Annotated in this window: 17 protein-coding genes; 9 read left to right on the top strand and 8 right to left on the bottom strand. The window is 72.0% G+C overall.

Annotated elements, in window-relative coordinates; genetic code table 11:
* Nucleotides 1-20 precede the first annotated feature (20 nt).
* The 7 genes from NFX31_RS15845 to NFX31_RS15815 all read left to right on the top strand — a co-directional run bounded on the left by NFX31_RS15845 (nt 21) and on the right by NFX31_RS15815 (nt 11,374).
* Nucleotides 21-899 (top strand): 2-hydroxy-3-oxopropionate reductase, encoded by an 879-nt coding sequence (locus NFX31_RS15845; RefSeq protein ID WP_091478064.1) that lies wholly within the window; start codon nt 21-23, stop codon nt 897-899.
* Nucleotides 900-1,071: 172 nt separating this feature from the next.
* Nucleotides 1,072-2,859 carry a glyoxylate carboligase gene (gcl, locus tag NFX31_RS15840; protein WP_262956204.1) on the top strand — a complete coding sequence of 596 codons (1,788 nt, stop codon included), beginning with the start codon at nt 1,072-1,074 and terminating at the stop codon, nt 2,857-2,859.
* Nucleotides 2,860-2,922: 63 nt separating this feature from the next.
* Nucleotides 2,923-4,071: a glycerate kinase gene (locus NFX31_RS15835; protein ID WP_091478066.1), complete on the top strand. Its 1,149-nt coding sequence runs from the start codon at nt 2,923-2,925 to the stop codon at nt 4,069-4,071.
* A gap of 186 nt (nt 4,072-4,257) precedes the next feature.
* A complete protein-coding gene (allB, locus tag NFX31_RS15830) occupies nt 4,258-5,631 on the top strand; it encodes an allantoinase AllB (protein WP_262956203.1) in 1,374 nt (457 codons plus the stop codon).
* A 237-nt stretch (nt 5,632-5,868) separates the two neighbouring features.
* Complete coding sequence (locus NFX31_RS15825) at nt 5,869-8,091, top strand: ATP-dependent Clp protease ATP-binding subunit (RefSeq protein ID WP_091478067.1); 2,223 nt, start codon at nt 5,869-5,871, stop codon at nt 8,089-8,091.
* Nucleotides 8,092-8,410: 319 nt separating this feature from the next.
* Nucleotides 8,411-9,871, top strand: a complete 1,461-nt coding sequence (locus tag NFX31_RS15820) for a nucleobase:cation symporter-2 family protein (protein ID WP_248700396.1) — start codon at nt 8,411-8,413, stop codon at nt 9,869-9,871.
* Nucleotides 9,872-10,006: 135 nt separating this feature from the next.
* Nucleotides 10,007-11,374: an 8-oxoguanine deaminase gene (locus tag NFX31_RS15815; protein WP_262956202.1), complete on the top strand. Its 1,368-nt coding sequence runs from the start codon at nt 10,007-10,009 to the stop codon at nt 11,372-11,374.
* A 126-nt stretch (nt 11,375-11,500) separates the two neighbouring features.
* On the opposite strand, the gene NFX31_RS15810 is transcribed toward NFX31_RS15815, so the two are convergent.
* The gene (locus NFX31_RS15810; protein WP_262956201.1) at nt 11,501-12,562 is read right to left on the bottom strand and encodes an alpha/beta hydrolase family protein; all 1,062 of its coding nucleotides are present in this window, start codon (nt 12,560-12,562) and stop codon (nt 11,501-11,503) included.
* The gene (locus NFX31_RS15805) at nt 12,559-14,046 is read right to left on the bottom strand and encodes a M28 family peptidase (RefSeq protein WP_262956199.1); all 1,488 of its coding nucleotides are present in this window, start codon (nt 14,044-14,046) and stop codon (nt 12,559-12,561) included. Before NFX31_RS15805 ends, NFX31_RS15810 begins: the two co-directional genes overlap by 4 nt.
* A gap of 87 nt (nt 14,047-14,133) precedes the next feature.
* Between NFX31_RS15805 and NFX31_RS15800 the strand changes: the two genes are divergently transcribed.
* On the top strand, nt 14,134-15,132 hold the full coding sequence (locus NFX31_RS15800) for an Lrp/AsnC family transcriptional regulator (RefSeq protein ID WP_262956198.1): 999 nt from the start codon (nt 14,134-14,136) through the stop codon (nt 15,130-15,132).
* Nucleotides 15,133-15,142: 10 nt separating this feature from the next.
* Here NFX31_RS15800 and NFX31_RS15795 read toward each other — a convergent pair whose 3' ends face one another.
* Nucleotides 15,143-16,480, bottom strand: a complete 1,338-nt coding sequence (locus NFX31_RS15795; protein WP_262956197.1) for an MFS transporter — start codon at nt 16,478-16,480, stop codon at nt 15,143-15,145.
* 197 nt (nt 16,481-16,677) lie between these two features.
* The gene (locus NFX31_RS15790) at nt 16,678-18,060 is read right to left on the bottom strand and encodes a glucose-6-phosphate dehydrogenase (protein WP_045249980.1); all 1,383 of its coding nucleotides are present in this window, start codon (nt 18,058-18,060) and stop codon (nt 16,678-16,680) included.
* A 104-nt stretch (nt 18,061-18,164) separates the two neighbouring features.
* On the opposite strand from NFX31_RS15790, the gene NFX31_RS15785 reads away from it, so the two are divergent.
* A complete protein-coding gene (locus NFX31_RS15785) occupies nt 18,165-20,135 on the top strand; it encodes a glycoside hydrolase family 15 protein (RefSeq protein ID WP_262956194.1) in 1,971 nt (656 codons plus the stop codon).
* 171 nt (nt 20,136-20,306) lie between these two features.
* Here NFX31_RS15785 and NFX31_RS15780 read toward each other — a convergent pair whose 3' ends face one another.
* The 4 genes from NFX31_RS15780 to NFX31_RS15765 all read right to left on the bottom strand — a co-directional run bounded on the left by NFX31_RS15780 (nt 20,307) and on the right by NFX31_RS15765 (nt 24,466).
* A complete protein-coding gene (locus NFX31_RS15780; RefSeq protein WP_262956192.1) occupies nt 20,307-20,891 on the bottom strand; it encodes a nitroreductase family protein in 585 nt (194 codons plus the stop codon).
* 171 nt (nt 20,892-21,062) lie between these two features.
* Nucleotides 21,063-22,172 carry an ABC transporter permease gene (locus tag NFX31_RS15775; protein WP_045249983.1) on the bottom strand — a complete coding sequence of 370 codons (1,110 nt, stop codon included), beginning with the start codon at nt 22,170-22,172 and terminating at the stop codon, nt 21,063-21,065.
* Nucleotides 22,169-23,053: an ABC transporter ATP-binding protein gene (locus NFX31_RS15770; protein ID WP_091478236.1), complete on the bottom strand. Its 885-nt coding sequence runs from the start codon at nt 23,051-23,053 to the stop codon at nt 22,169-22,171. The genes NFX31_RS15775 and NFX31_RS15770 overlap by 4 nt, the downstream gene beginning before the upstream one ends.
* Before the next feature lie 204 nt (nt 23,054-23,257).
* The gene (locus tag NFX31_RS15765) at nt 23,258-24,466 is read right to left on the bottom strand and encodes a benzoate/H(+) symporter BenE family transporter (RefSeq protein ID WP_091478076.1); all 1,209 of its coding nucleotides are present in this window, start codon (nt 24,464-24,466) and stop codon (nt 23,258-23,260) included.
* Nucleotides 24,467-24,473 lie beyond the last annotated feature (7 nt).

Here is a 24,473-nt window from a genome sequence, read left to right as displayed (position 1 = left end):
TCCGCGAAGGAGCGAAGAACATGACCCGCATCGCATTCATCGGCCTCGGCATCATGGGCCTGCCCATGGCGAAGAACCTGGTCGCCGCCGGCTACGACGTCGTCGGCTACAACCGCAGCCAGGAGGCCATCGACAAGCTGGTCGCCGCCGGCGGAGCCGGAGCCACCGGCATCGCCGACGCCGTCTCGGAGGCGGACGTCGTCATCACCATGGTCCCGGACTCCCCGGACGTGGCCGGCGTCGTGCAGGGCCCGGACGGGGTGTTCGCGAACGCGAAGGCCGGCGCGCTCTGGATCGACAACTCCTCGATCCGCCCCGACGTGGCCAAGGAGCTCGCCGCAGAGGCCGTGGCCGCGGGCCTCGGCGCCGTCGACGCCCCCGTGTCGGGCGGCGAGCAGGGCGCGATCGACGCGGTCCTCTCGATCATGGTCGGCGGATCCGCCGACGACTTCGCCCGCGCGGAGCCGGTCCTGAACGCCATCGGCAAGACCATCGTGCACGTCGGTCCCGCCGGCGCAGGGCAGACTGTCAAGGCCGCCAACCAGCTCATCGTCGCCGTGAACATCCAGGCGCTCGCCGAGGCCGTCGTGTTCCTCGAGGCGTTCGGCGTCGACACCGACGCGGCGCTGACCGTGCTCGGCGGCGGCCTGGCCGGATCCAAGGTGCTCGATCAGAAGGGCCGGAAGATGCTGAACCGCGACTTCGCGCCCGGATTCCGCCTCGCCCTCCACAACAAGGATCTGGGCATCGTCACGTCGGCTGCGCGCTCCGTCGGGGTCACCGTCCCGCTCGGCGCCGCCGTCGCACAGCTCGTGAACGCCCTCGTCGCCCGCGGCGACGGAGGCCTGGACCACTCGGGCCTGTTCAAGCTCACCACCGAGCTCGCCGGCCGCGACTGACCCGCCCGCCGGTCGCGAATGACCCTCCCGCCGGTCGCTGAGCCCGTCGAAGCGCCCGGTTCGCATCCGGACCCTTCGACACGCTCAGGGCCGGACCCGGTTCGCATCCGGACCCCTCGACACGCTCAGGGGCCGGATGCTCCCTCGAAACTTCAGCCTTAAGGAAACTCCCATGACCCGCATGCGCGCAGTCGACGCCATCGTCCAGATCCTGATCAAGGAAGGCGCGGACGAGGCCTTCGGCCTTCCCGGTGCCGCCATCAACCCGCTCTACTCCGCGATGCGCGCCAATGGCGGCATCCGGCACACCCTCGCCCGTCACGTCGAGGGCGCGAGCCACATGGCCGACGGCTACAGCCGTACGGCCGACGGCCGCATCGGCGTGTGCCTCGGGACCTCGGGCCCGGCCGGCACCGACATGATCACCGGTCTGTACGCCGCGATCGCCGACTCCATCCCGATGCTCTGCATCACCGGCCAGGCGCCCGTGGCGAAGCTCGACAAGGAGGACTTCCAGGCCGTCGACATCGCGTCGATCGCGAAGCCGGTCACGAAGTTCGCCAAGACGGTGCTCGAGGGTGCGCAGGTGCCCGGCGTCTTCCAGTCGGCGTTCCAGATCATGCGCTCCGGCCGGCCGGGCCCGGTGCTGATCGACCTGCCGTTCGACGTGCAGATGACCGAGATCGAGTTCGACATCGACACCTACGAGCCCCTGCTGGTCGCCAAGCCCGCTGCGACCCGCGCCCAGGCCGAGAAGGTGCTCGACCTCCTCGTCGCGTCGAAGCACCCGGCGATCATCGCCGGAGGCGGCATCGTGAACTCCGGCGCCTCCGAGAAGCTCGTCGAGCTCGCCGAGACCCTGGGCGTGCCCGTGTTCCCGACCCTGATGGGCCGGGGCGTGCTGCCCGACGACCACCCGCTCGCCGCGGGCCTGGTCGGGATCCAGACCTCGCAGCGCTACGGCAACGCGAGCTTCCTCGAGTCCGACTTCGTGCTGGGCATCGGCAACCGCTGGGCGAACCGCCACACCGGCGGCCTGGACACCTATCGCAAGGGCCGCACCTTCGTGCACGTCGACATCGAGCCCACCCAGATCGGCCGCGTCTTCGCGCCCGACTACGGCGTCGTGTCCGACGCCGGCGCGTTCATCGACGCCCTGCTCGAGGCCGCCCGCGAGCGCGTGGCCGAACTGCCCGACTACAACGGCTGGGCCGAGGAGTGCCGTCACCGCAAGGCGACGCTGCAGCGCAAGACCAACTTCGACAACGTGCCCATGAAGCCGCACCGCGTCTACCAGGAGATGCTCTCGGCGTTCGACCGCGACACCACCTTCGTCACCACCATCGGCCTGTCGCAGATCGCCGGCGCGCAGCTGCTGCACGTCTACGGCCCGCGCAAGTGGATCAACGCCGGCCAGGCGGGACCCCTGGGCTGGACCGGCCCTGCCGCCCTCGGCGTCGTGCGCGGCAAGCCGGGCGAGCAGGTCGTGGCGCTCTCGGGCGACTACGACTTCCAGTTCATGATCGAGGAGCTCGCGGTGGGGGCGCAGCACAAGCTGCCCTACATCCACGTCGTGGTGAACAACAGCTACCTCGGCCTGATCCGCCAGTCGCAGCGCGGCTTCGAGATGGACTACGAGGTGTCGCTCGCGTTCGACAACGTGAACACCCCGCAGGACTCCTCCTCGATCGCCACCGGCTACGGTGTGGACCACGTCAAGGTCGCCGAGGGACTGGGCTGCAAGGCGCTGCGCGTCGAGCGTCCCGAGGACCTGGCCGCGGGCTTCGCGGAGGCGCAGCGCCTGCGCGACGAGTTCCAGGTGCCGGTGGTCGTCGAGGTCATCCTCGAGCGCGTGACCAACATCGCCATGGGCGCGGATCTGGACACCATGAACGAGTTCGAGGATCTCGCGACGTCGCCGGCCGACGCCCCCGAGGCCATCTACGCGCTGCTCGACTGAGTCGCCGTTCCGCGAGCCGTAGCCTGTAGGCGAAGTCGACGAGCCTGAAGGAGAAGGGCCACCATGCGCATTCTGATCGCCTCGGACAAGTTCAAGGGCTCCGCCACCGGCCCGGAGGTCGCCGCCGCCCTGGCGGACGGGATCACCCAGGCTGCGCCGGGGACCGTCATCGACACGGTCCCCGTCGCGGACGGCGGTGAGGGCACGGTCGACGCCGCCCTCGCCGCGGGCTTCGAGGCGGTCACTGCGACGGTGACCGGGCCCACGGGCCGGCCGGTGGAGGCGCGGTTCGGCGTGCGTGAGGGGCAGGCCATCATCGAGATGGCGGCCGCGAGCGGGCTCGACCTGCTCCCGGGAGGCGTGAAGGACGCGCTCGGGGCGACGAGCCGCGGCACGGGCGAACTCATCGCCGCGGCGCTCGACCACGGCGCGACCGCCATCGTCCTCGGCATCGGCGGCAGCGCCAACACCGACGGCGGCGCGGGCATGCTGCAGGCGCTCGGCGTCTCACTGCGCGACGCCGAGGGGAACGAGCTCCCCGGAGGCGGCGGCGCGCTGGGACGCATCGCGGAGGCGGACGTATCCGGCCTGGATCCGCGTCTCGCCGGGGTCGAGATCGTGCTCGCGAGCGACGTCGACAACCCGCTGCTGGGCGAGCGCGGCGCCCCCGCGGTCTTCGGCCCGCAGAAGGGGGCGGCCCCGGAGGACGTGGCGACCCTCGACGCGGCCCTCGCGCGCTACGCCGCGCTGCTCGAGCAGCAGCCCGGGGTCCGCGCGGCGACGGATCTGCCGGGCGCGGGCGGGGCGGGCGGCGTCGGCTATGCGGCGCTCGCCGTGCTGGGCGCGCGGCGGGAGCCCGGCGTCGAGGTCGTGCAGCGGCTGACGGGTCTCGCGGAAGCGCTGGGCGCGGGCGGAACCCGGGCCGACCTCGTCATCACCGGGGAGGGCAGCCTCGACGACCAGAGCCTGGGCGGCAAGACGCCGCTCGGGGTGGCGGCCTCCGCCCGCGCGGCCGGGATCCCGGTGATCGCGGTGTGCGGCCGCTCCACCCTCTCGCCCGAGGCGGCTCGCGCTGCCGGGTTCGAGCGGGTCTACGCGCTCGCCGACCTCGAGCCGGATCCGGCCCGCAGCATGGCCGAGGCGGTGGCGCTGCTCACCGAGGTGGGCCGGCGGGTGGGCGCGGAGATCGGCGAGCTCGTCCCGCGTGGGTGAGCCCCGGGCGCGCCCACACCGGTCGCTGAGCCCGTCGAAGCGCCCGGCCTGTCGCTCGGGGCCCTTCGACAAGCTCAGGGACCGGAGCGACAACTCACGGATCGGAGCGACATGCTCCGCTTCCGGAGCACAATGAAATCCAACGAAGCACGACCGGCTCTCGCCGGAGGAAAGGATCCGTCCGACATGTCGCAGGATCAGCACGACCCCACCGGAGAGCACTACGACCTGGTGATCCGCGGCGAGCGGGTCCTGACCAGTTCCGGCATCCGCCCCCGCGAGGTGGGGGTCCGCCACGGCGTGATCGTCGCGATGCAGCCTCTGGGCAACGACCTCTCGGCGGACGAGGTCATCGAGCTCGCCGACGACGAGACCCTGATCCCGGGGCTGGTCGACACGCACGTGCACGTGAACGAGCCGGGCCGCACCGAGTGGGAGGGCTTCGCGTCCGCCACCAAGGCCGCCGCTGCGGGCGGTGTGACCACGATCCTGGACATGCCGCTGAACAGCATCCCGCCGACGATCGACGTGGAGGCGCTGGAGATCAAGCGCGACGTCGCCCGCGACCAGGTGCACGTCGACGTGGGCTTCTGGGGCGGCGCCGTACCCGGCAACCTCGACAAGCTGCGCGGGCTGCACGACGCCGGCGCGTTCGGGTTCAAGAGCTTCCTGCTGCACAGCGGGGTCGACGAGTTCCCTCCGCTGGACCCGGATCAGCTCGAGGAGGATATGCGCGAGCTCGCGACGTTCGACTCGGTGATGATCGTGCACGCCGAGGATTCGCGTGCGATCGACCGCGCGCCGAAGCCCGACGGCGACGACTACGCGAAGTTCCTCGCGTCCCGCCCGCGCGGGGCCGAGAACCTGGCGATCGCCGAGGTCATCGAGCGGGCGCGCTGGACGGGCGCCCGGGCGCACATCCTGCACCTGTCCTCGTCCGACGCGCTGCCGATGCTGCGCTCCGCCAAGCACGACGGCCTGAAGATCACCGTCGAGACGTGCCCGCACTACCTCACGCTCACGAGTGAGGAGATCCCGCTCGGCGCGACGGCGTTCAAATGCTGCCCGCCGATCCGCGAGGCCGGCAACCGGGAACTGCTCTGGCAGGGCCTGGAGGACGGGACGATCGACTTCATCGTGTCGGACCACTCGCCCTCGACGCTCGACCTCAAGGATCTCGAGAACGGCGACTTCGCGGTGGCGTGGGGCGGCGTCGCCTCGCTCCAGCTCGGCCTGTCCCTGATCTGGACCGAGGCCCGTCAGCGCGGGCTGGCGCTGGAGACCGTCGTGTCGTGGATGAGCGAGAAGCCCGCGCAGTTCGCCGGCCTCACCGGCAAGGGCCGGATCGCTCCCGGCTACGACGCGGACTTCTCGATCTTCGCGGCCGACGACGCCTACGTCGTCGACGTGACCAAGCTGCACCACAAGAACCCGCTCACTCCGTACAACGGCAAGGCTCTGGCCGGCCGGGTGCGCAGGACGTATCTGCACGGCGAGGAGATCGACTTCGCGACACCGCGGGGTCGCCTGCTGCGTCGCGGCATGGTGGACGCCGAGTGAGTCGCCCCCTCTGAGCTCGTCGACGATGCGCGGACAACGGCGTCCCCCATCGTCGACGGCTGTTCCCCCAGAGTGAAGAACCGGCCCGATCCTGCGATCGGGCCGGTTCTTCGCGTCCGCGCCCCTTGTCCTGATCCGCCCCATCCGGTAAACTTGAGTCGAATCAACTCAAGTTTTGAAGAGGCGGACCGGATCCGGCTCTTCCGCATCACACGCAAGGAGACTCCAGGAGGACGAATGGCCACCCCTCAGCAGGCACCGCAGGAAGAACAGCAGTCGGCGCTCGAGCAGTTCGGGATCAACCTGACCGACCGCGCACGGCAGGGCAAGCTCGACCCCGTGATCGGGCGCGACGCCGAGATCCGCCGGGTGAGCCAGGTGCTCACGCGGCGCACCAAGAACAACCCGGTGCTGATCGGCGAGCCCGGCGTCGGCAAGACCGCCGTCGTCGAGGGCCTCGCGCAGCGCATCGTCGCGGGAGACGTGGCCGAGTCGCTCAAGGACAAGGAGCTCGTCTCGCTGGACATCTCCGCCCTCGTCGCCGGCGCGATGTACCGCGGGCAGTTCGAGGAGCGCCTGAAGAGCGTGCTCAAGGAGATCACCGAGTCGGACGGCCGGGTCATCACCTTCATCGACGAGCTCCACGTGCTCATGGGCGCGGGCGGGGGAGAGGGCTCCGTGGCAGCCTCCAACATGCTCAAGCCGATGCTCGCCCGCGGAGAGCTGCGCCTCATCGGCGCCACCACCCTCAACGAGTACCGCGAGTTCATCGAGAAGGATGCCGCCCTCGAGCGCCGTTTCCAGCAGGTGTACGTGGGCGAGCCCTCCGTCGAGGACACGATCGCGATCCTGCGCGGACTCAAGGGGCGCTACGAGGCGCACCACGGCGTGACGATCAGCGACTCCGCGCTCGTCGCCGCCGCCTCGCTGTCGAACCGCTACCTGCCGAGCCGTCAGCTGCCGGACAAGGCCATCGACCTCATCGACGAGGCCATGAGCCGGCTCAAGATGGAGATCGACTCGAGCCCGGTGGAGATCGACCAGCTCAAGCGCCAGGTCGACAGGATGCGGCTCGAGGAACTCGCGCTGAAGAAGGAGAAGGACGCCGCCTCGAAGGAGCGTCTGGCGAAGCTGCGTGAGCAGATGGGCGAGGCCGAGGCCGAGCTCAAGGATCTCGAGGCGCGCTGGGAGCGCGAGCGCGGCGGGCTGAACCGCGTCGGCGAGCTGAAGAAGCGCCTCGACGAGGCGGTCACCGAGCGCGACCGCGCGCTGCGGGACGCCGACTACACGAAGGCGTCGAGGCTCGAGTACGAGACCATCAAGCAGCTGCAGGCGCAGCTCGCCGACGCCGAGCGGCAGGCGGAGGCGCAGAGCGACGAGCCCCGCATGGTGAACGAGCAGGTCACCGATGAGGACATCGCCGGCGTGATCGCCGCGTGGACCGGGATCCCGGTGGGCCGGCTGCTGCAGGGCGAGAGCGAGAAGCTGCTGCACCTGGAGCGCGAGCTGGGGCGGCGCCTGATCGGGCAGCGGGACGCGGTCGCCGCCGTCTCCGACGCGGTGCGCCGCTCCCGGGCCGGGATCAGCGACCCCGGTCGTCCGACCGGATCCTTCCTCTTCGTCGGGCCCACCGGCGTCGGCAAGACCGAGCTCGCCAAGGCGCTCGCGGAGTTCCTCTTCGACGACGAGCACGCCATGGTGCGCATCGACATGTCGGAGTACGGCGAGAAGCACTCGGTATCGCGGCTCGTCGGCGCCCCTCCCGGCTATGTCGGCTACGAGCAGGGCGGTCAGCTCACCGAGGCCGTGCGGCGGCGCCCGTACAGCGTGGTGCTGCTGGACGAGGTCGAGAAGGCGCACCCCGAGGTCTTCGACGTGCTGCTGCAGGTCATGGACGACGGCCGCCTCACCGACGGCCAGGGGCGCACGGTCGACTTCTCGAACGTCATCCTCATTCTCACGAGCAACATCGGATCCCCGATCCTGATCGATCCCACGCTCTCGCCCGACGAGAAGCGCGAGGCCGTCATGGCGTTGGTCCGGCAGGCGTTCAAGCCCGAGTTCATCAACCGCCTCGACGACATCGTGATGTTCCAGGCGCTCACCGAGGACGACCTCGCGCAGATCGTCGAGCTCACGATCGACCAGCTGCAGCGCCGTCTCGCGGATCGCCGGCTCACGCTCGCGGTCACCCCTGACGCGCGTGCGTGGCTCGCCGAGCGCGGCTACGACCCGGTGTTCGGTGCGCGGCCGCTGCGCCGTCTCATCCAGAACGAGGTGCAGAACCGGCTCGCGTCGGCGCTGCTGTCGGGCCGAGTGCACGACGGCGACGTGGTGCGGGTGGACGTCGCGGCCGACGGCTCGTCGCTCGTGCTCACCAGCGACGGCCCCGTCGTGGCCCCGACGCCGGAAGCGGACGCCGACGACGACACGATCGAGGCGGAGCTGCTCGACGACTGACGTCGGGGAGCATCTCCCCAAGGGGCCCGGATCTTCCTGATCCGGGCCCCTTTCTCGTGGTCTCCGGTATAGCAGGCGCCTTCCTCAATATCCACATCATGGAAGCACCACTCCGAGATTCGGAAAAAATGCTTGACTCGCGACGGAGGCCGCCGTTAGCCTGAGGACGTCTCCAGAGCAGGAGACGCACCGGGACCAACAGCAGTCCGCCCCGCACGTCGGGACGGAAGGAGCGTCCGCACCGCATCGCCGCACACCGGCGCTGCATGCCGGCCGACGCTCGGCTCACCCGGTGCATCCCCCCGACGAAGAGGTCGAAGTGACTACCAAGCAGAAGAAGGAGCTCGCCCGCCCCGAGGACGAGCGCCTGCCGATCGGCGCGACGATCGGCTACGGCATCCAGCACGTGCTCACGATGTACGGCGGCATCATCGCCCCGCCGCTCATCATCGGCCAGATCGCGGGTCTCAAGCCCGCCGAGATCGGCGTGCTCATCGCCGCGTGCCTGTTCATGGGCGGTCTCGCCACGATCCTGCAGACGGTCGGAATCCCGTTCTTCGGATCCCAGCTGCCGCTCGTGCAGGGCGTCTCGTTCGCCGGTGTCGCCACGATGGGCGCGATCGTCACGAACGGCGGGGGGCTGCCCTCGGTGTTCGGCTCCGTGATCGCCGCGTCCCTGATCGGTCTGCTGATCGCCCCGGTGTTCGCGACCATCATCCGCTTCTTCCCGCCGGTGGTCACCGGAACGGTCATCACCACGATCGGTCTGAGCCTGCTGCCTGTGGCGGCCGGCTGGATCTACGGCCCCGGCGCGAAGCCCGAGAACGGCGCGCTGCCGGAGAACCTGATGCTCGCCGGCATCACTCTGGTGATCGTGCTGATCCTCAGCAAGATCCCGGTCGGGGCGATCTCGCGCCTCGCGATCCTGCTCGCCATCGTGCTCGGCACGATCGTCGCGATCTTCCTCGGCAAGGCCGACTTCAGCAAGGTGGGCGAGGGGCAGATCTTCGCCCTCCCGCAGATCTTCGGCTTCGGCCTGCCCACGTTCGACATCGCCGCGATCATCTCGATGTTCATCGTGATCCTGGTCACCCTCACCGAGACCACCGCCGACATCCTCGCCGTGAGCGAGATCGTGGGCACCAAGGTCGACTCCAAGCGCATCGCCGCGGGCCTGCGCGCCGACATGCTCTCCAGCGCGGTCTCGCCGATCTTCGGCACCTTCACCCAGTCGGCCTTCGCGCAGAACGTCGGCCTGGTCGCGATCACGGGCGTCAAGAGCCGCTTCGTGGTGACCGCCGGCGGCGGGGTGCTCGTGATCCTGGGCCTGCTGCCCGTGCTCGGGCGCGTCGTGGGCGCGATCCCGCAGCCGGTGCTGGGCGGCGCAGGACTCGTGCTGTTCGGCTCGGTCGCCGCCTCGGGCATCCGCACGCTCGCCAAGGTGGAGTACAAGGACAACATGAACCTCGTGATCGTCGCGACGTCGCTCGCGGTGGGCATGCTGCCGATCGCGAAGCCCGACATCTACCACGCGATGCCGGCCTGGTTCGTCACGATCTTCCACTCGGGCATCAGCTCGGCCGCGGTCACGGCGATCCTGCTCAACCTGCTCTTCAACCACCTCGGCAGCGCGAAGCGCAAGAACGCCTTCGTGTCGGCGCCGACGCGCAGCATCCCGGTCGCGTACCTGGACGCCTTCGAGGACGGCGACTCGATCATCGACGGCAAGATCGTCGACCGCGACGGGAACGAGGTCTCGATCGAGCGTCCCGCGCACTGACCCCGCCCGACCCGTCCCGGCTCACCGCCGGGGCGGGTCGGCGGGCGCCGCACCTGGATCAGCAGACAGGTCATCACTGAGCTGGCCCCGCGGGGTCGGAACCGGCCCCGCTCATCGAAAGAGGGAGTCCGCATCATGTCCGCATCCACCCGCACCGTCTGGCTGAAGAACCCGCTCGGCATCCACACCGGCGACAGCGCTGACGCCCGCGGCGGTCTCGTCGTCTCGGGGTCGCGCATCCTCGAGGCCGTGGCAGCCGGAGGAGCCCCCTCCGTGCCCGTGGACGAGACCTTCGACGCCTCCCGGCACGTGATCATCCCGGGCCTGATCAACACGCACCACCACTTCTACCAGACGCTCACGCGGGCGTGGACGCCGGTCGTCAGCGCCGAGCTGTTCCCCTGGCTCAAGGGCCTGTACGGCGTCTGGGCCGGGCTCGCCCCGCGGGATCTCGAGCTCGCGACGACCGCGGCGCTCGCCGAGCTCCTGCTGAGCGGCTGCACCACCGCCGCCGACCACCACTACCTCTTCCCGAGCGGGCTCGAGGACGGCATCGACGTGCAGGTCGAGGTCGTCAAGCGCCTCGGCATGCGGGCCACCCTGACGCGCGGATCCATGTCTCTCGGCGAGAAGGACGGCGGACTCCCGCCGCAGAGCACCGTGCAGGACGCCGAGGTGATCCTCGCCGACAGCGAGCGCCTGGTCGGCGCCCATCACGAGCGCGGCGAGGGCGCCTTCGTGCAGATCGGCCTCGCGCCCTGCTCGCCGTTCTCGGTGACCACCGAGGTCATGCGCGACACCGCGACCCTCGCCGAGCGCCTCGACGTGCGGATGCACACCCACCTCGCCGAGACGATCGACGAGGAGGACTTCTGCCGCGAGCGGTTCGGCCTGCGCACGGTGGACTACCTCGACAGCGTCGGCTGGCTCTCCGACCGCACCTGGCTCGCGCACGGCATCCACTTCGACGACGCCGAGATCGCGCGGCTGGGGGCCGCCGGCACCGCGGTCTCGCACTGCGCCACCTCGAACATGCGCCTGGCGAGCGGGATCGCGCGCGCCGTCGAGCTCGAGGCGGCGGGCGTCCCGGTCGGACTGGGCGTGGACGGATCCGCCTCGAACGACGGCTCGAACATGATGATGGAGGTGCGTCAGGCCCTGTACCTGCAGCGCCTCCGCTACGGGGCCGCGGCCGTCACGCCCGAGCACGCCCTGAGCTGGGCGACGCAGGGGTCGGCGCGCGCCCTCGGCCGCAGCGACATCGGTGTGCTCGCTCCGGGCAAGCAGGCCGACCTCGCGATGTTCACGCTCGACGAGCTGCGCTTCTCCGGCAGCCACGATCCGCTCGCGGCCCTGCTGCTGTGCGGCGCGGAGCGCGCCGATCGCGTGATGGTGGGCGGCGTCTGGCGCGTGCAGGACGGGCAGATCGTGGGGCTCGACGTGCCGCAGCTGATCGCCGAGCACAGCGCCGCGGCCCGCGCGCTGCTCGCCCGCCACGCCTGAGCCCGCGTCGCCCCGCCATCCCGGCCCTTCCCTTGCTGTTCGTTGGTCGCGCATTGCGGCTTTCGCGGCCCGAAACCCGCAAACTGTGACCAGCGAACAGGCGGAGCCGGAGCCTCAGCCGGAGCCTCAGCGGCTGAAGCGGGCGGCGATCCAGTCGGCGGCGCGGGAGGGGGCGTGCTGCGCGCGCATCGTCCCGGAGTGATGCGAGGGCCACCAGCGGGCCGTGAGGTCGACCCCGGCCCGGCGGTAGCGGCGGAGCAGTCGCGCGGTGAGCGGCGCGGGCGCCACCTCGTCGAACCACGCCGCATCGATGCGCACGGGCGTGCGGAATCCGGTCAGGGCGGCGACGTCGTTCGCCCGGAACGACGCGTACAGCCGCGTGAAGAGCGCCCTCCGTGCGGGCCCGCCGATGCGGCCCGGCGCGATGCCGCCCCAGGAGTCTGCGGCGGCGAGCTCGCTGAGGCAGAGCCGGTCGAGATCGCGCCATCGTGCGCGGGCGGCGGGGCTGAGGCCCTCGCCGTCGATCAGCGCGGCGAGAACGGGATCCGCCGTGGCCGCACCGCGCAGCATGAGGCCGATGAGGGCTGAGACCACGCCCGAACCCGGTGCGACGCCGGGCAGCGCGAGCGAGGCGCGGATGCTGAGGTCCATCCGGGTGACGGGCGTCACGGCGGCGACTCCGCGCAGTCTGCTGCGGGAGTCGGGCTCGTCCGCCGCGCCGGCGAACAGCGCGGCGACCGCGCCCTCGGAATGACCGGCGACGACCCAGTCGTCACCGAGGCGGTCGTCGAAGGCGTGCCGGGCGCGCATCATCGCGCGCAGGGATCCGGACAGCGGACCGCCGAGGAGATAGGGATGCACGCCGCTGCCGCCGATGCCGGGGTAGTCCGGCCGCAGCACGGCGATGCCGCGCCCCAGCAGCAGGTCGCAGAGCGCGTCGCCCTGGGACATGCGGCGCCACTCCGGGTGCCCGGGGTGGCCGAGACTCGGCGCGGACCGCCGCGATCCGCCCGTCGTCATGTGGCCGAACACGACGATCGGGTGGCCGCCGCGCGGCGCCGCCGTGGCGGGCAGGTGCAGGATCCCGGTCTCCGGTCCGTCCTCGCCGGGGAAGCGCACGATGCGCGTGGACCCGTGACGGATCCCGGATCCCGGTCCGCCGGACGCGTCGTCGCCCCGGCCGCTCACCAGCGTCCCCGGGGGAGCAGGCGGCGCACGCCGGCGGGCAGGGTGCCCAGGAGCGAGCCGCGGCGCCGGTCGGCGTCGTCCACGACGTCGGCGAAGAACCGGGCCACCGGCTCGAGCTGGGCCACGTCGATGCGGTCGATCGTGTCGGCGTCGTCGTACAGGTAGAGCGGGCCGGAGATCAGGCTCACGGTGGGCACGCCGGAGACGAACGTGAACGAGGCGTCGGTGGGGATGCCGCCCGCGAAGAACTCGAGCAGACCGGATCCGAGGATGCTGGTCGCGTGGAGCCGATGCGTGCGGATGAGTCCCGCGATGCGGGCGGTGAACGCCGGGCTGACGTTGAGGAAGATGCCGCGCGGCTCGGTCTCCCCGGTGCTCGCGAAACCTCCATCGACGCCCTCGACGGCGCGCAGCCCGATGTGCTCGATCGTGACGTTGAGCACGATCCTCCAGGGCGCGTCCGGCGAGAGCACGTGGCGGCGGGCGAACTCCCGGTGCGCCTGGTAGCCGGTGAAGTGCGTGTCGAAGGTGGTGAAGAGCAGCGTCTTGCGCGGAGGCCGCCCCGCGCGGGACTCGGCCGCGTAGTGCTCGGCGAGCGCGATCACCTCGGCAGCCCCCGAGGCGTCCTCCACCGCGCCGTCGCCGACCGAGTCGTGATGAGACTGGATCATGACGGCGTCGCTCCGGGAGGACCGGCCCCCGGATCGCGCCGCGCGTTCGTCGGCGCGCGCCGGGCGGTCGCTGCCCGGCAGCACGCCGATCACCGTGCGCGAGACCACCTCCGAGCGCTCCACGCCGAGAGTGAGCGTCGCGCGCGGCGAGCGACGCAGACGGGCCCGCAGCCGGGCGCCGCCCGCGCGGGTCACCCAGGCGCCCGGCAGGCGGAACAGCGTGCGCCGGTAGTACTCGTTGTGGTAGCCGAGCGAGTCGGGGTAGTCGCGCAGGACACCGATGACCCCGACGGCGCCCGCCGCCGCGGCGTCGCGCATCGTGCGGGCGAGCGAGGTGACGTACGGGTTGCGGCTGCGCAGCACGTCGCGCCGCAGCACGCGCCGTCCCGGATCGTGCAGGAACAGCGTCAGCGGCAGCGTGTGCGCGAGCGTCATGTCGAACGTGAGGTCGAACAGCACGATCGCCCCGCGCACGTCGTGCCGGCCCACGCGGTCGGCCCCGATGTCGACCACCGGGGCGTCGACGACGTGCCGCACCTCGCCGGTCCAGTCGTGTGCGGGGAGGGCGGAGTGCAGGATCGGCGAGCAGGGCACCGTGAGCGCGTCCGCCGCCTCGCCGACCTCGACGCGGCATTCGCCGGCCCGCCACGCGAACGACGGCACTTCGAGGATCTCGGTCGTGAGGCCGGCGCGGGAGAAGCGCTCCTCGACGTAGGCGGCCGCGGCGGCCCCGCCCGGCGTCCCGGTGGCGCGGGGTGCCAGCGCGACCAGATCCTCGATGGTCGCCAGGATCTGCGCGGTCGTCAAGCTCATGGGTCGAGCGTAGATTTTCGATCGGGATCCGGATCTGAATCGAGGGAAACCGCCACTCTTCTCCGCATCATGCGTAGTCTTCGTCACATGGAGACGACGGATCCCCGGGTGCTGGACGAGGTCGACCTGGCGGTGGTCCATGCCCTGCAGCTCGACGCCAGGGCGCCCTGGACCCGCATCGCGGCCGCGATCGGCGTGGACGCCGCCACGGTCGTGCGGCACTGGAGCGCGCTGACCGACGAGGGGCTGGCCTGGCTCACGGCGTGGCCCACGGCGGAACGCTGGGCGTCGACGACCGATCTCGCGCTCGTGCTGGTGCATCCCGGGATCGCGCCCGACGCGCAGGCCGCGATCGTGCGGCGGCCGTGGGTGCTCGGCGTCGATGAGACCTCGGCCGGGCTCCTGGTGCTCGTCGCCGCCTCCGACGGCCTGCCGCAGCTGGGGGAGCGCGTGCGCGCCCTCGAAGCCGACGCGACCGTGGTGCGGATGGACGTCGCTGCGACCGTCGCGGCCGAGGACTCCACCTGGCGGCTGCCCGTGCTCTCGGCCGCGCAGCAGCGCCTCCTCCGCCCCGCACCCGGCGGCACCCGCGCGTCCGCGGCGGACACGGCGCGGCCGCTCAAGCCGCACGCCGTCGCGGACATCGCCGACGTGCTGGAGGAGGATCCGCGCATGCCCTCGGCGGCGCTCGCGGCGCGTCTCGGCGTGTCCGAGGCGACCGCCCGCCGGGCCGTGGAGCGGGCGACCGCGACGGGACTGCTGCGGTTCGGCTGCGACCTGGCGATGCCGGCGGCGGGCTACCGCCGGGGCGCCGTGCTGTGGGCGCGCTCCGCCGACCCCGAGGCGGCCGCAGCGCGTGCGGCACGTCTGCCGGAGGCGCATCGCGCCGGCGTGGCGGTGGGGCCCGCGCCCGTGTTCGCGTGCGTGCGGGCGCGCTCGCTGACGGCGCTGCCCGCCATCGAGCGTTCCTGGGGGCAGGACGTCGAGATCGTCGACCGCTGGACCGTGCTGCGATCGGTCAAGCGCAACGGGCACGAGCTCGACGCCTCTGGCCGGTCGATCGCGCGCATCCCGCCCCGGTGGTGACGGGGAGCGGTCAGGGAAGGGGCGCGGCGGCAGCGTCCGCCTCCGTGCGCAGGCGGCCGTCGAGGCGGTAGCGCGACAGCGGGATCAGACTGATCAGGCAGAGCGCCGCGGGGACGAGAGAGACTCCGAGGACGATCGCCCACTGCGCGCTGTCGGGCTGCGCCGTCGTGTCGCCGGTGGCGGCGCGGTAGCCTCCGAGCGTCAGCACGAGCCCGAGCAGGGCCGGCCCCAGGGCGTAGCCGAGGAGCTCGAACCCCGACCACACTCCGGAGATCATCCCGATCCGGTTCGTGCCGCTGCGACGGGCGTCCTCGGCGGCGAGGTCGGGCAGCATCGCCAGCGGGAACAGCTGCGCTCCGGCGTACCCGACGCCGACCACGCCCGAGGCGGCGAGCAGCGGCACCGCGTCGCCGGTGCGCGCCGCGAGCAGCGCGACCAGACCGAGCGTCATCGTGACGGTGGCGACCATGAACCCCGACCTCTTGCCGATCCGGGATCCGAGCCGGCTCCACACCGGGGTGAGCACGATGGCGGGGGCGACGAAGCACACGAAGCTGTAGGTCGCGACGGACGGATCGTGCACGACGTGCCGCGCCGCGTAGACGACGCCGCCGAGCACCATGCCGATCGCGACGGCCTGCAGGACGAAGGCGACGATGAGCATGCGCGCGTCGGCGTCCCGCAGCACGATCGCGAGCTGGGCGAACAGCCGCCCCTGGGCCTGCTCGCCGCGCGTCAGCGGCACCGAGCGCGTGCCGAACCACACGCCCGCGGTGCCGACGAGGATGAGCACCGCCATCGCGAGCGCCATGATCCGGTAGCCGGACACGCCGCCGAAGGCCTCCACGAGGGCCGGGGCCGCGGCGCCGGAGACCAGGATGGCGAGCGTGAACACGATCACGCGCCAGCTGATCATCCGCGTGCGCTCGGTGTAGTCGTCGGTGATCTCGGCCGACATCGCGAGATACGGCACCTGGAAGAACGCGTAGACCGTGGCCGAGGCGAGGAACGCCGTGAGCACCCACAGCGCGGCCGCGACCGGCGGGGCCGTCGGGCCGAAGAACATCGCGGCGAACGCGAGGGCCAGCAGGATCCCGGCGCGCAGGATGAACGGCCGCCGGCGGTCCCGCGCATTGCGGGAGCGGTCGCTGATACGGCCGGCGATCGGATTGAGGAAGAAGTCCCAGGCCTTCGGAGCGAAGACGATCATGCCCGCGATCGCGGCCTGCACGCCGAGGAGGTCGGTGAGGAACGGCATCAGGATGAGGCCGGGCACGGTGCCGTAGGTGCCCGAGGAGATGCCGCCCAGGGCGTAGCCGACGCGGACGCGGCGGGGGAGCGCGGTCATGCGCCGATCGTAGGGGCGGTCACGCGGATCGACGGATCCGATGCGCCGGATCCGTCATCCCGGCCGTCGCGATGCCGCGGATCCGCCCTGGCAGCCCGCCCGCGGTTCGCCCCGACCCACGGTTCGGCGGTCGCGTATTGCGGCTTTCGCAGCCCGAATCCCGCGAACTGCGACCAGCGAACGAAGGGACCCGCGCCTCAGGCGGTCGTGCCGTGGGAGGTCTGCCAGTCGTCCGGTCCGCGCGAGCCGGCCGCGTACTCCTCCATCGGCACCGCGCCCGACCTCCAGGCGTCGAGCGCGGGCTGGATGATCCGCCAGCACTGCTCGGCCGCGTCGCCGCGCACCGAGAGCGCCACGTCGCCGTCGAGGATCTCGCTCAGCACCTCGGTGTAGGCGAGCAGCGTGCCCTTGCCGAGTCCGGTCGACAGCACGTCCCGGCGCAGCGCGAACGGGTCGTCGCCGCCGTTGACGTTCAGTTCGAGGTCGATCCGGTCGGGTCCCAGCGAGAAGCGCAGCACCCCGCCGTCGGCCGGGCGGCCGGTGAGACCTCCCGGGATGTGCCGCACCGGACGGAACGTGACGACGATCTCCGCGCACCGGTCGCCGAGCGCCTTGCCGCTGCGCAGCGTGAACGGCACGCCCGCCCAGCGCGCGGTGTCGACCTCGCAGGTGATCTCGGCGAGCGTCTCGGTGCCGCGGGCCGGGTCCACGCCCTGCTCGTCGGTGTACGCCGGGATCGATCGCTCGCCGATCGTGCCGGCCGTGTAGCGGGCGCGGCGCGTGGAGCGGGCGGGATCGTCGCCGACGATCCGGGTGGCGCGCAGTGCGGCGGCCATCGCGTCACGGAGGTCGATCTCGTCCAGATCCGCCGGCTGCTCCATGGCGACGATCGCGAGCACCTGCAGCAGGTGGCTCTGGATCATGTCGACGAGCGCGCCCGCCTTGTCGTAGTAGCGGGCGCGGTTCTCCAGCGCGAGGGCCTCGTCGTAGCGGATCAGCACCTTCTCGACGTGATCGGCCGACCACACCGGCTCCACGAGACGGTTCGCGAACCGCACGCCCATGATGTTGAGGATCGTGGACCGGCCGAGGAAGTGGTCGACGCGGAAGACCTGGTTCTCCGGCACGATGCGCGTGACCAGCGCGTTCAGCGCGGCCGCGCTCTGCTCGTCGCTGCCGAAGGGCTTCTCCAGCGCCAGCACCGTGCCGGCGGGGAGGGGGATGTCGACGAGCTTCTCGCAGGCGGCGACCGTGACGGCGGGCGGCAGGGCGAAGTAGATGACGAGGGATCCCTCGACGCCGGCGATGAGTCCCGCGAGCGCGTCCCGGTCGGTGACGTCGGCCTTCGTGTAGGTGCTGCCGGCGACGCGGGCCACCTGGTCCTCCGCGCCCACGGTCGCGAACGCGGTGCGCACGGCCTCCTGCCAGCGCTCGTCGGACCAGTCGTCGGATCCGGCTCCGCGCAGCACGAGCGCGCGGTCGGGCTGGCGCTGCAGCAGCTGGGCGATGGCGGGCAGGAGGAGCCGGGACGTGAGGTCTCCGGAGGCGCCGAGGATGAGCAGCGTCGTCGGGGTGGTCATGCGCCCACGATACGTTCCGTCGCGCGTGGTTGTCGTCCGGCGCGGCGGGATCCGATGCGCGTGCTGTCCAGCCCCGGCATCGCCGTGCGTGCGAGACTGCGGCTATGGGTGAGGGAGAAGCGGCGAGCGCTCCGATCGAGGACTACGCGCTGCTCAGCGACGGACGCACGGCGGCCCTGGTCTCGCGCGCCGGCAGCATCGACTGGCTGTGCGCACCGAGGCTCGACTCCGCGTCGCTGTTCGGCGCTCTGCTCGGCGGCGTCGAGCAGGGGCACTGGACGCTGCGTCCCGAGGATCCGGACGCGACCGCGATCCGCCGCTACGACGGCGACACGTTCTGCCTGGTCACCCGATGGGAGACCGCCGACGGCGTCGCCGAGGTCACCGAGTGGATGCCGATCGTGCCGAGCGGCGACGACCGGCCGGGCACGGGGCAGGCCGCGCCCGAGCCCGAGCCCGCGAGGTCCGAGCCCGCGCCCGCGAAGTCCGAGCCCGCGAGGTCCGAGTCCGGGCCCGAAACGTCCGAGGCTCCCGAGCGGCCGACCGGCGACCACGCGGGCATGGCGGAGACCGCACCCGGGGAACGCGCCGACGTGATCCGCCGCATCACCGGCATCCGCGGCACCGTGCGCTTCGTCCAGGAGCTGCGGATCCGCTTCGACTACGCCCGCGCGCTGCCGTGGATCCACCAGACCGGCTCGGCGTCGGCTCCCCAGATCACCGCGACCGCGGGGCCGGACGCGGTCGTCGTGCGCGGTGCGGCGCTGCGGCCGTCGGGGCACAGCCACACGGGTGAGATCACCGTGGGGGAGGGTGAGACCGCCGACCTCGTGCTCACCTGGTTCCCGTCGTACCGCCGCACTCCGGATCCGCTCGATGTCGACGCGTCGCTGCGCCGGACCGCGGCCTGGTGGCGCGAATGGGCGGCCGGGATCGCGCACTCCGGTCCGCAGCACGAGGCGGTGCGACGCTCGCTGCTGATCCTGAGGGCGCTCACGAACCGGGACACCGGCGGCATCGCGGCGGCCGCGACGACCTCGCTCCCCGAGGATTTCGGCGGGGTGCGCAACTGGGACTACCGCTACGTCTGGCTGCGCGACGCGGCGCTCACCCTCGAGGCGCTCCTCGCGCACGGACTCGCCGACGAGGCCCGCGCCTGGCGGGACTGGCTCGTGCGGGCGGTCGCCGGAGACCCGGCGGACGTGCAGATCATGTACGGCCTCGCCGGGGAGCGCGAGCTGATCGAGCGGGAGATGCCGTCCCTGCCCGGCTACGCCGCATCCGCCCCGGTGCGGATCGGGAACGATGCGGCACGGCAGTACCAGGCCGACGTGATCGGCGAGGTCATGGTGACCCTGGCGGCGGCTCGCCGGGCCGGGCTCGCCGAGTCCGCGCGGTCATGGTCGCTGCAGCGGCTGCTGCTGGGGCACGTCGAGGAGCTGCTGGACCGGCCCGACAACGGCATGTGGGAGATCCGCGGGGATCCGCAGTTCTTCACGCACTCCCGGGTGATGCTGTGGGCGGCGTTCGATCGCGGCGTGCGTGCGGTCGAGGAGGAGGGGGCGCGCGGCCCCGTGGAGCGGTGGCGGCAGGTGCGCGACCGGCTCAGGGCCGAGGTCGACGAGTTCGGCGTGCACCACGGCTGGTTCGTCCAGCACCGCGGCACGGACGAGGTCGACGCCTCGCTGCTGCTCATCCCGCGCACGGGCTTCTGCGCGCCAGACGATCCGCGCATGCTCGCCACGGTGGAGCGCATCGAGCAGACCCTCGTGCACGACGGCCTCGTGAACCGGTACCGCACGGGCACCGGCGTCGACGGCCTTCCCGGAGGCGAGCACACCTTCCTCGCCTGCTCGTTCTGGCTCGTCGAGCAGTACGCGGTGACGGGGCGCGAGGTCGAGGCGCGCCGACTGATGGACCGGCTCTGCGGTCTGCGCAACGATGTCGGGATGCTCAGCGAGGAGTACGACCCCGTCGGGAGGCGCCAGGTCGGCAACACGCCGCAGGCGTTCTCGCATCTGTCGCTCGTGCGGGCGGCCGACGCGCTCGCCGCCGGGCGCCACCGCAAGCGCTGACTCCTCCGCGCCGGTGACCGGGAGCGGCTCGATCGACCGAGGAGGGGTGGATCGTGCGGGATCCGCCTGTTCCGGGGCGATCCGCCGGATCTCGGCCGGCCGCGGCGAGGGAGGACGTGGACGACGAACGCCCCCTCCGGCCGGCGGAGAGGGCGTTCGGATCCGGTCGGATCAGTCGTTGACGATGATCGTCTCGGCGATCGGGCGACGCTCGCGGGGAGCGTTCTCGCGCTGCTGCATCTCCTCGCTGGCGGTGCGGATGTCGCCGAGCTCGCCGACGGCCATGACCGAGATCGGGGTGAACTCGTCGCCCAGACCGAAGCCGGCGGAGAGGGCGTCGCGGTCGAAGCCGCCCATCTGGTGGGTGGAGAGGCCGTTGGCGTGCGCCTGCACGGTGAAGTGGGCGGCGGCCTGGCCGGTGTCGTAGAGCGCCCACGGCATCGGCTTGCCGTCGCGGGTGGTCTCGGCGACGAAGACCACGAGCAGGGCGGCGTCGCCGGCCCAGGCGCTGTTGAAGCCCATGAGGCTGCCAAGCACGGTGGCGTGCGCCTCGGAGCCGCGGCGGGCGACGATCACGCGCCAGGGCTGGCTGTTCGCGGCGGTCGGCGCCCAGCGCGCCGCTTCGAGGGCGCTGGCCAGGGCCGCCTCGTCGATGGTCGAGGTGGCGTCGAAGATGCGCGTGCTCCAGCGCTCGGCGAGGACGTCGAGGATCGGGGCGTCGGTGACCGCGGTGCGGTCGAGGGCAGGCGTGCTCATGACGGTGAGGCCTTTCGGATGGATGGTTGCGGGTCCGGACCCCGTCGTCCGTTGCTCACCCCAACAATCCATGCGCGTGAATATTCCTCGCCGCCGATCCGGATCCGTGACCGCACAGCACGAGACCGCATCCGCGTCGGCGACGGGATGCGGTCTCGCGGCGCGAAGGCGTCAGCCCTTGAGGGCCTCGGACAGCTTCACGCGCGCCCCCATGCGCAGCAGGGAGTTCTCGTAGATCTTCGCGGCGACCAGGATCGCGGCCACGCACGCCGCGAGCAGGATCACCAGCGACACCAGGGGCTCCCACCACTGCGCCTCGCCCACGAACAGCCGCACGGGCATCGCGACCGGCGCCGAGAACGGGATGTACGACAGGATCGTCATCACCAGCGGGTTGTCGTTGAAGATGATCACGAGGATGTACGGCGCCATCACGAGCATCGTGATGGGCATGGTCGTGGATCCGATGTCCTCCTGGCGTGAGACGAGTGCGGCAGCCGCGGCGAACAGCGACGCCAGCAGCACGAAGCCGAACAGGAAGAACACGGCGAACCACACGAGCGGGGAGCCGAGGCCCTCCAGCACCGCGTTCTGCCCGGTGACGATGAGCCCGACGACGGCGATCGCCGCGAGCGCGAGGATCTGCGCCATCGCCAGCACCGTGTTGCCGAGCACCTTGCCGGCCAGCAGCACCCGCGCCGGGATCGCGGCGAGCAGCAGCTCCACCACGCGCGTGGACTTCTCCTCCACGACGCTCTGCGCCATGGTCGCGCCGAAGGTCGAGGCGGCCATCAGGAAGACCACCCCGAAGCCGATCGCCACCAGGTAGCGCAGCAGGGGGTTGGTCGTGTCCGGTTCGAGGATGGTGACCTTCGGCGTCTTCGCGAACAGGCCTTGCAGACCGCTGGGGGCGTCCTTGAGCGCCACGATCTCGAAGCCGAACGCCGCATCGCCGGGCGCGGGGATGAGAGCCGCCTCGACCGAGCCGTCGCGGACCAGCTTCTCGGCCGCGGTCGCGTCGGCGGCCTCGATCGCCTTCAGGCCGGGAAGCCCGTGCACCGCCTGTGCCGTCTCCGCCGTCACCGCGATCTTGGTCTCCGAGGTGTTCTTGCTCATGAAGCCGCCGATCAGCACCCCGGCGAGGGCGATGAGCAGCAGGATCCCGGTGGAGATCAGGAAGGCCTTGCTGCGCAGCTTGGATCCGATCTCGCGCTCGGCGACGAGCAGGATGCCGTTGCCGGTCGACAGGGCTCCGGAGTCGCGCGCGGTCGTGGTGCTCACTGGATGACCTCCTTGAAGATCTGGGCGAGGGACGGATGCTGCGGGGTGAAGGCGTGCACGACGCCGTGCCCGAGGGCGGTGCGGAGCACGCGCTGGGCGTCCTCCGGGGTGGCCGCGTCGAAGACGGCCGTGCCGCGCTCGAAGTCGACGACGGTGATGCCCGGCTCGGAGCGGATCCAGCCGGCGTCGGCGTCGGAGACGAGCTCGTAGCGGGGCGCGGAGTGCTGGGCGCGGAGCTCCTCGCGCGACCCCGCGGCGCGGATCGTGCCGCCCGCGATGATGACGAGGTCGTCGCACAGGCGCTCCACCACGTCGAGCTGGTGGGAGGAGAACAGGATCGAGGCGCCGCGCGCGGCGCGCGACTGCAGCACGCCGGCCACCACGTCGACGGCGAGGGGATCGAGACCCGAGAAGGGCTCGTCGAGGATCAGCACTTCCGGGTCGTGCACGAGGGCGGCCGCGATCTGCGCGCGCTGCTGGTTGCCGAGGGAGAGCGACTCGATCGTGTCGTGCAGGCGCTCGCCGAGGCCCAGCTCGGTCAGCAGCGCCTCGCCGCGCGCGGTCGCCTCAGCCTTGCCGAAGCCGTGCAGGCGGGCCAGGTACGCGACCTGCTCCAGCACCTTCATCTTCGGGTAGAGGCCGCGCTCCTCCGGCATGTAGCCGAAGCGGCGGCGGTCGGCGGCTGCGACGTCGTGGCCGCCGAGGCGCACGGTTCCGGCGTCGGCGGCGAGCACGCCCAGCACGATCCGCATGGTCGTGGTCTTGCCCGCGCCGTTGCCGCCGACGAAGCCGGTGAGGCGGCCGGGCGCGACGCGGAAGGAGACGTCTTCGAGCACCCGGCGCACACCGTAGCTCTTGGTGAGGCCCTGCAGCTCGAGCAGTCCGGTGGCCGTGGTCGCGGCCCCGCTCTGAGGAAGCACTGTGGTCACTTCGTCTCTCTCCGTTCCCTCGGCGTCCGCTCGTTGCGGCGCACGCCCCACGCTAACCAGGGTGCCGATGCCGCGACATCCCCCCGAAGACGGATCCGGATCGCGGATCCGGGTCCGGCCCGCGGCGGACGCCGCGGCGAGTCCCGCCTGATCCGCTCAGCGCCTGCCGAGGTGCAGTGCGCCGCGCACGAGCAGGCCTGCGAGCAGCGCCCAGAACGCCGCGCTCACGCCCCAGAACGCCATGCCGCTCGCGGCGACGAGGAACGTCACCACGGCCGGGGTGCGCTCGCCGGGGTCGTCGATCGCCTGCTGCACCGCGGATCCGAACGCGCCGAACAGGGCGAGTCCGGCGACGGCCGGGATCACGGCGGCGGGCGCGAGCACCACGAGCGCCGCGAATGCGGCCGAGCAGCCGCCGAGCACCAGGTACGAGACCCCGGTGGAGACGCCCGCGATCCAGCGGCGCTTCGGATCCGGCTCCGCGTCGGGGGCCGCCGCGAGGGCCGCGCTGATCGCGGCGAGGTTGATCGCGTGACCGCCCGCCGGCGCGCCCAGCGCGCTGCCGAGGCCGGTCACGAGCATCGCCGGTCGCCATGGCACCTCGTAGCCGAAGCTGCGCATGACGGCCACGCCGGGCACGTTCTGCGACGCCATGGTCACGATGAACAGCGGCAGTGCGATGCCGACCAGGGATCCGACCGTGAACGTCGGCATCGTCAGCTCGACGCGGGGCAGCAGGGCGGCGGGGTCGACGTGCGCCCCGCCCGTCGCGATCCCGATGACGATCACGACCGTGGCCGCGAGGAACGCCAGGGGCACGGCCCAGCGGGGCGCCAGCCGGGCGAACACGAGCCAGGTCAGCACCACCGGGATCACGCCCCACGGGTTCTTCGCGAGCCCGGTGATCGGGGCGAGGCAGAGCGGCAGCAGCACGCCGGCCAGCATCGCCTGCGCGATCGACGGCGGGATCGCGGCGATCAGCGCCCCGAGCTGCGGCACGAGGGCGGTGAGCAGGATGAGCCCTGCCACGATGAGGAACGCGCCGACCGCGGCCGGCCAGCCGCCCTCGATCGCGCCCGCGCCCGCCGCCCCGGAAGCGGCGAGGAGCGCGGCACCCGGCGTCGACCAGGCCGCGGTGATCGGCATGCGGTAGCGCCAGGCCAGCACGATGCAGGCGACGCCCATCGTGAGGCTGAGCGCGAGCAGCCCGCTCGCCGCCTGCGCGTGGCTCGCGCCGACCGCGGCGAGCCCGGTGAGGACCACCGCGAACGAGCTCGTGAACCCGACCAGCGCGGTGACGACGCCCGCCATGATCGGGCGGGACAGCGGCGTTCGGGGGATCGGCGGGCTCGCGGTTTCGGCCATGAGGAGA

Source organism: Microbacterium azadirachtae (assembly GCF_025583665.1).
GTDB classification, from domain to species: domain Bacteria; phylum Actinomycetota; class Actinomycetes; order Actinomycetales; family Microbacteriaceae; genus Microbacterium; species Microbacterium azadirachtae.
This window is presented reverse-complemented; position numbering and strand designations above follow the sequence as displayed.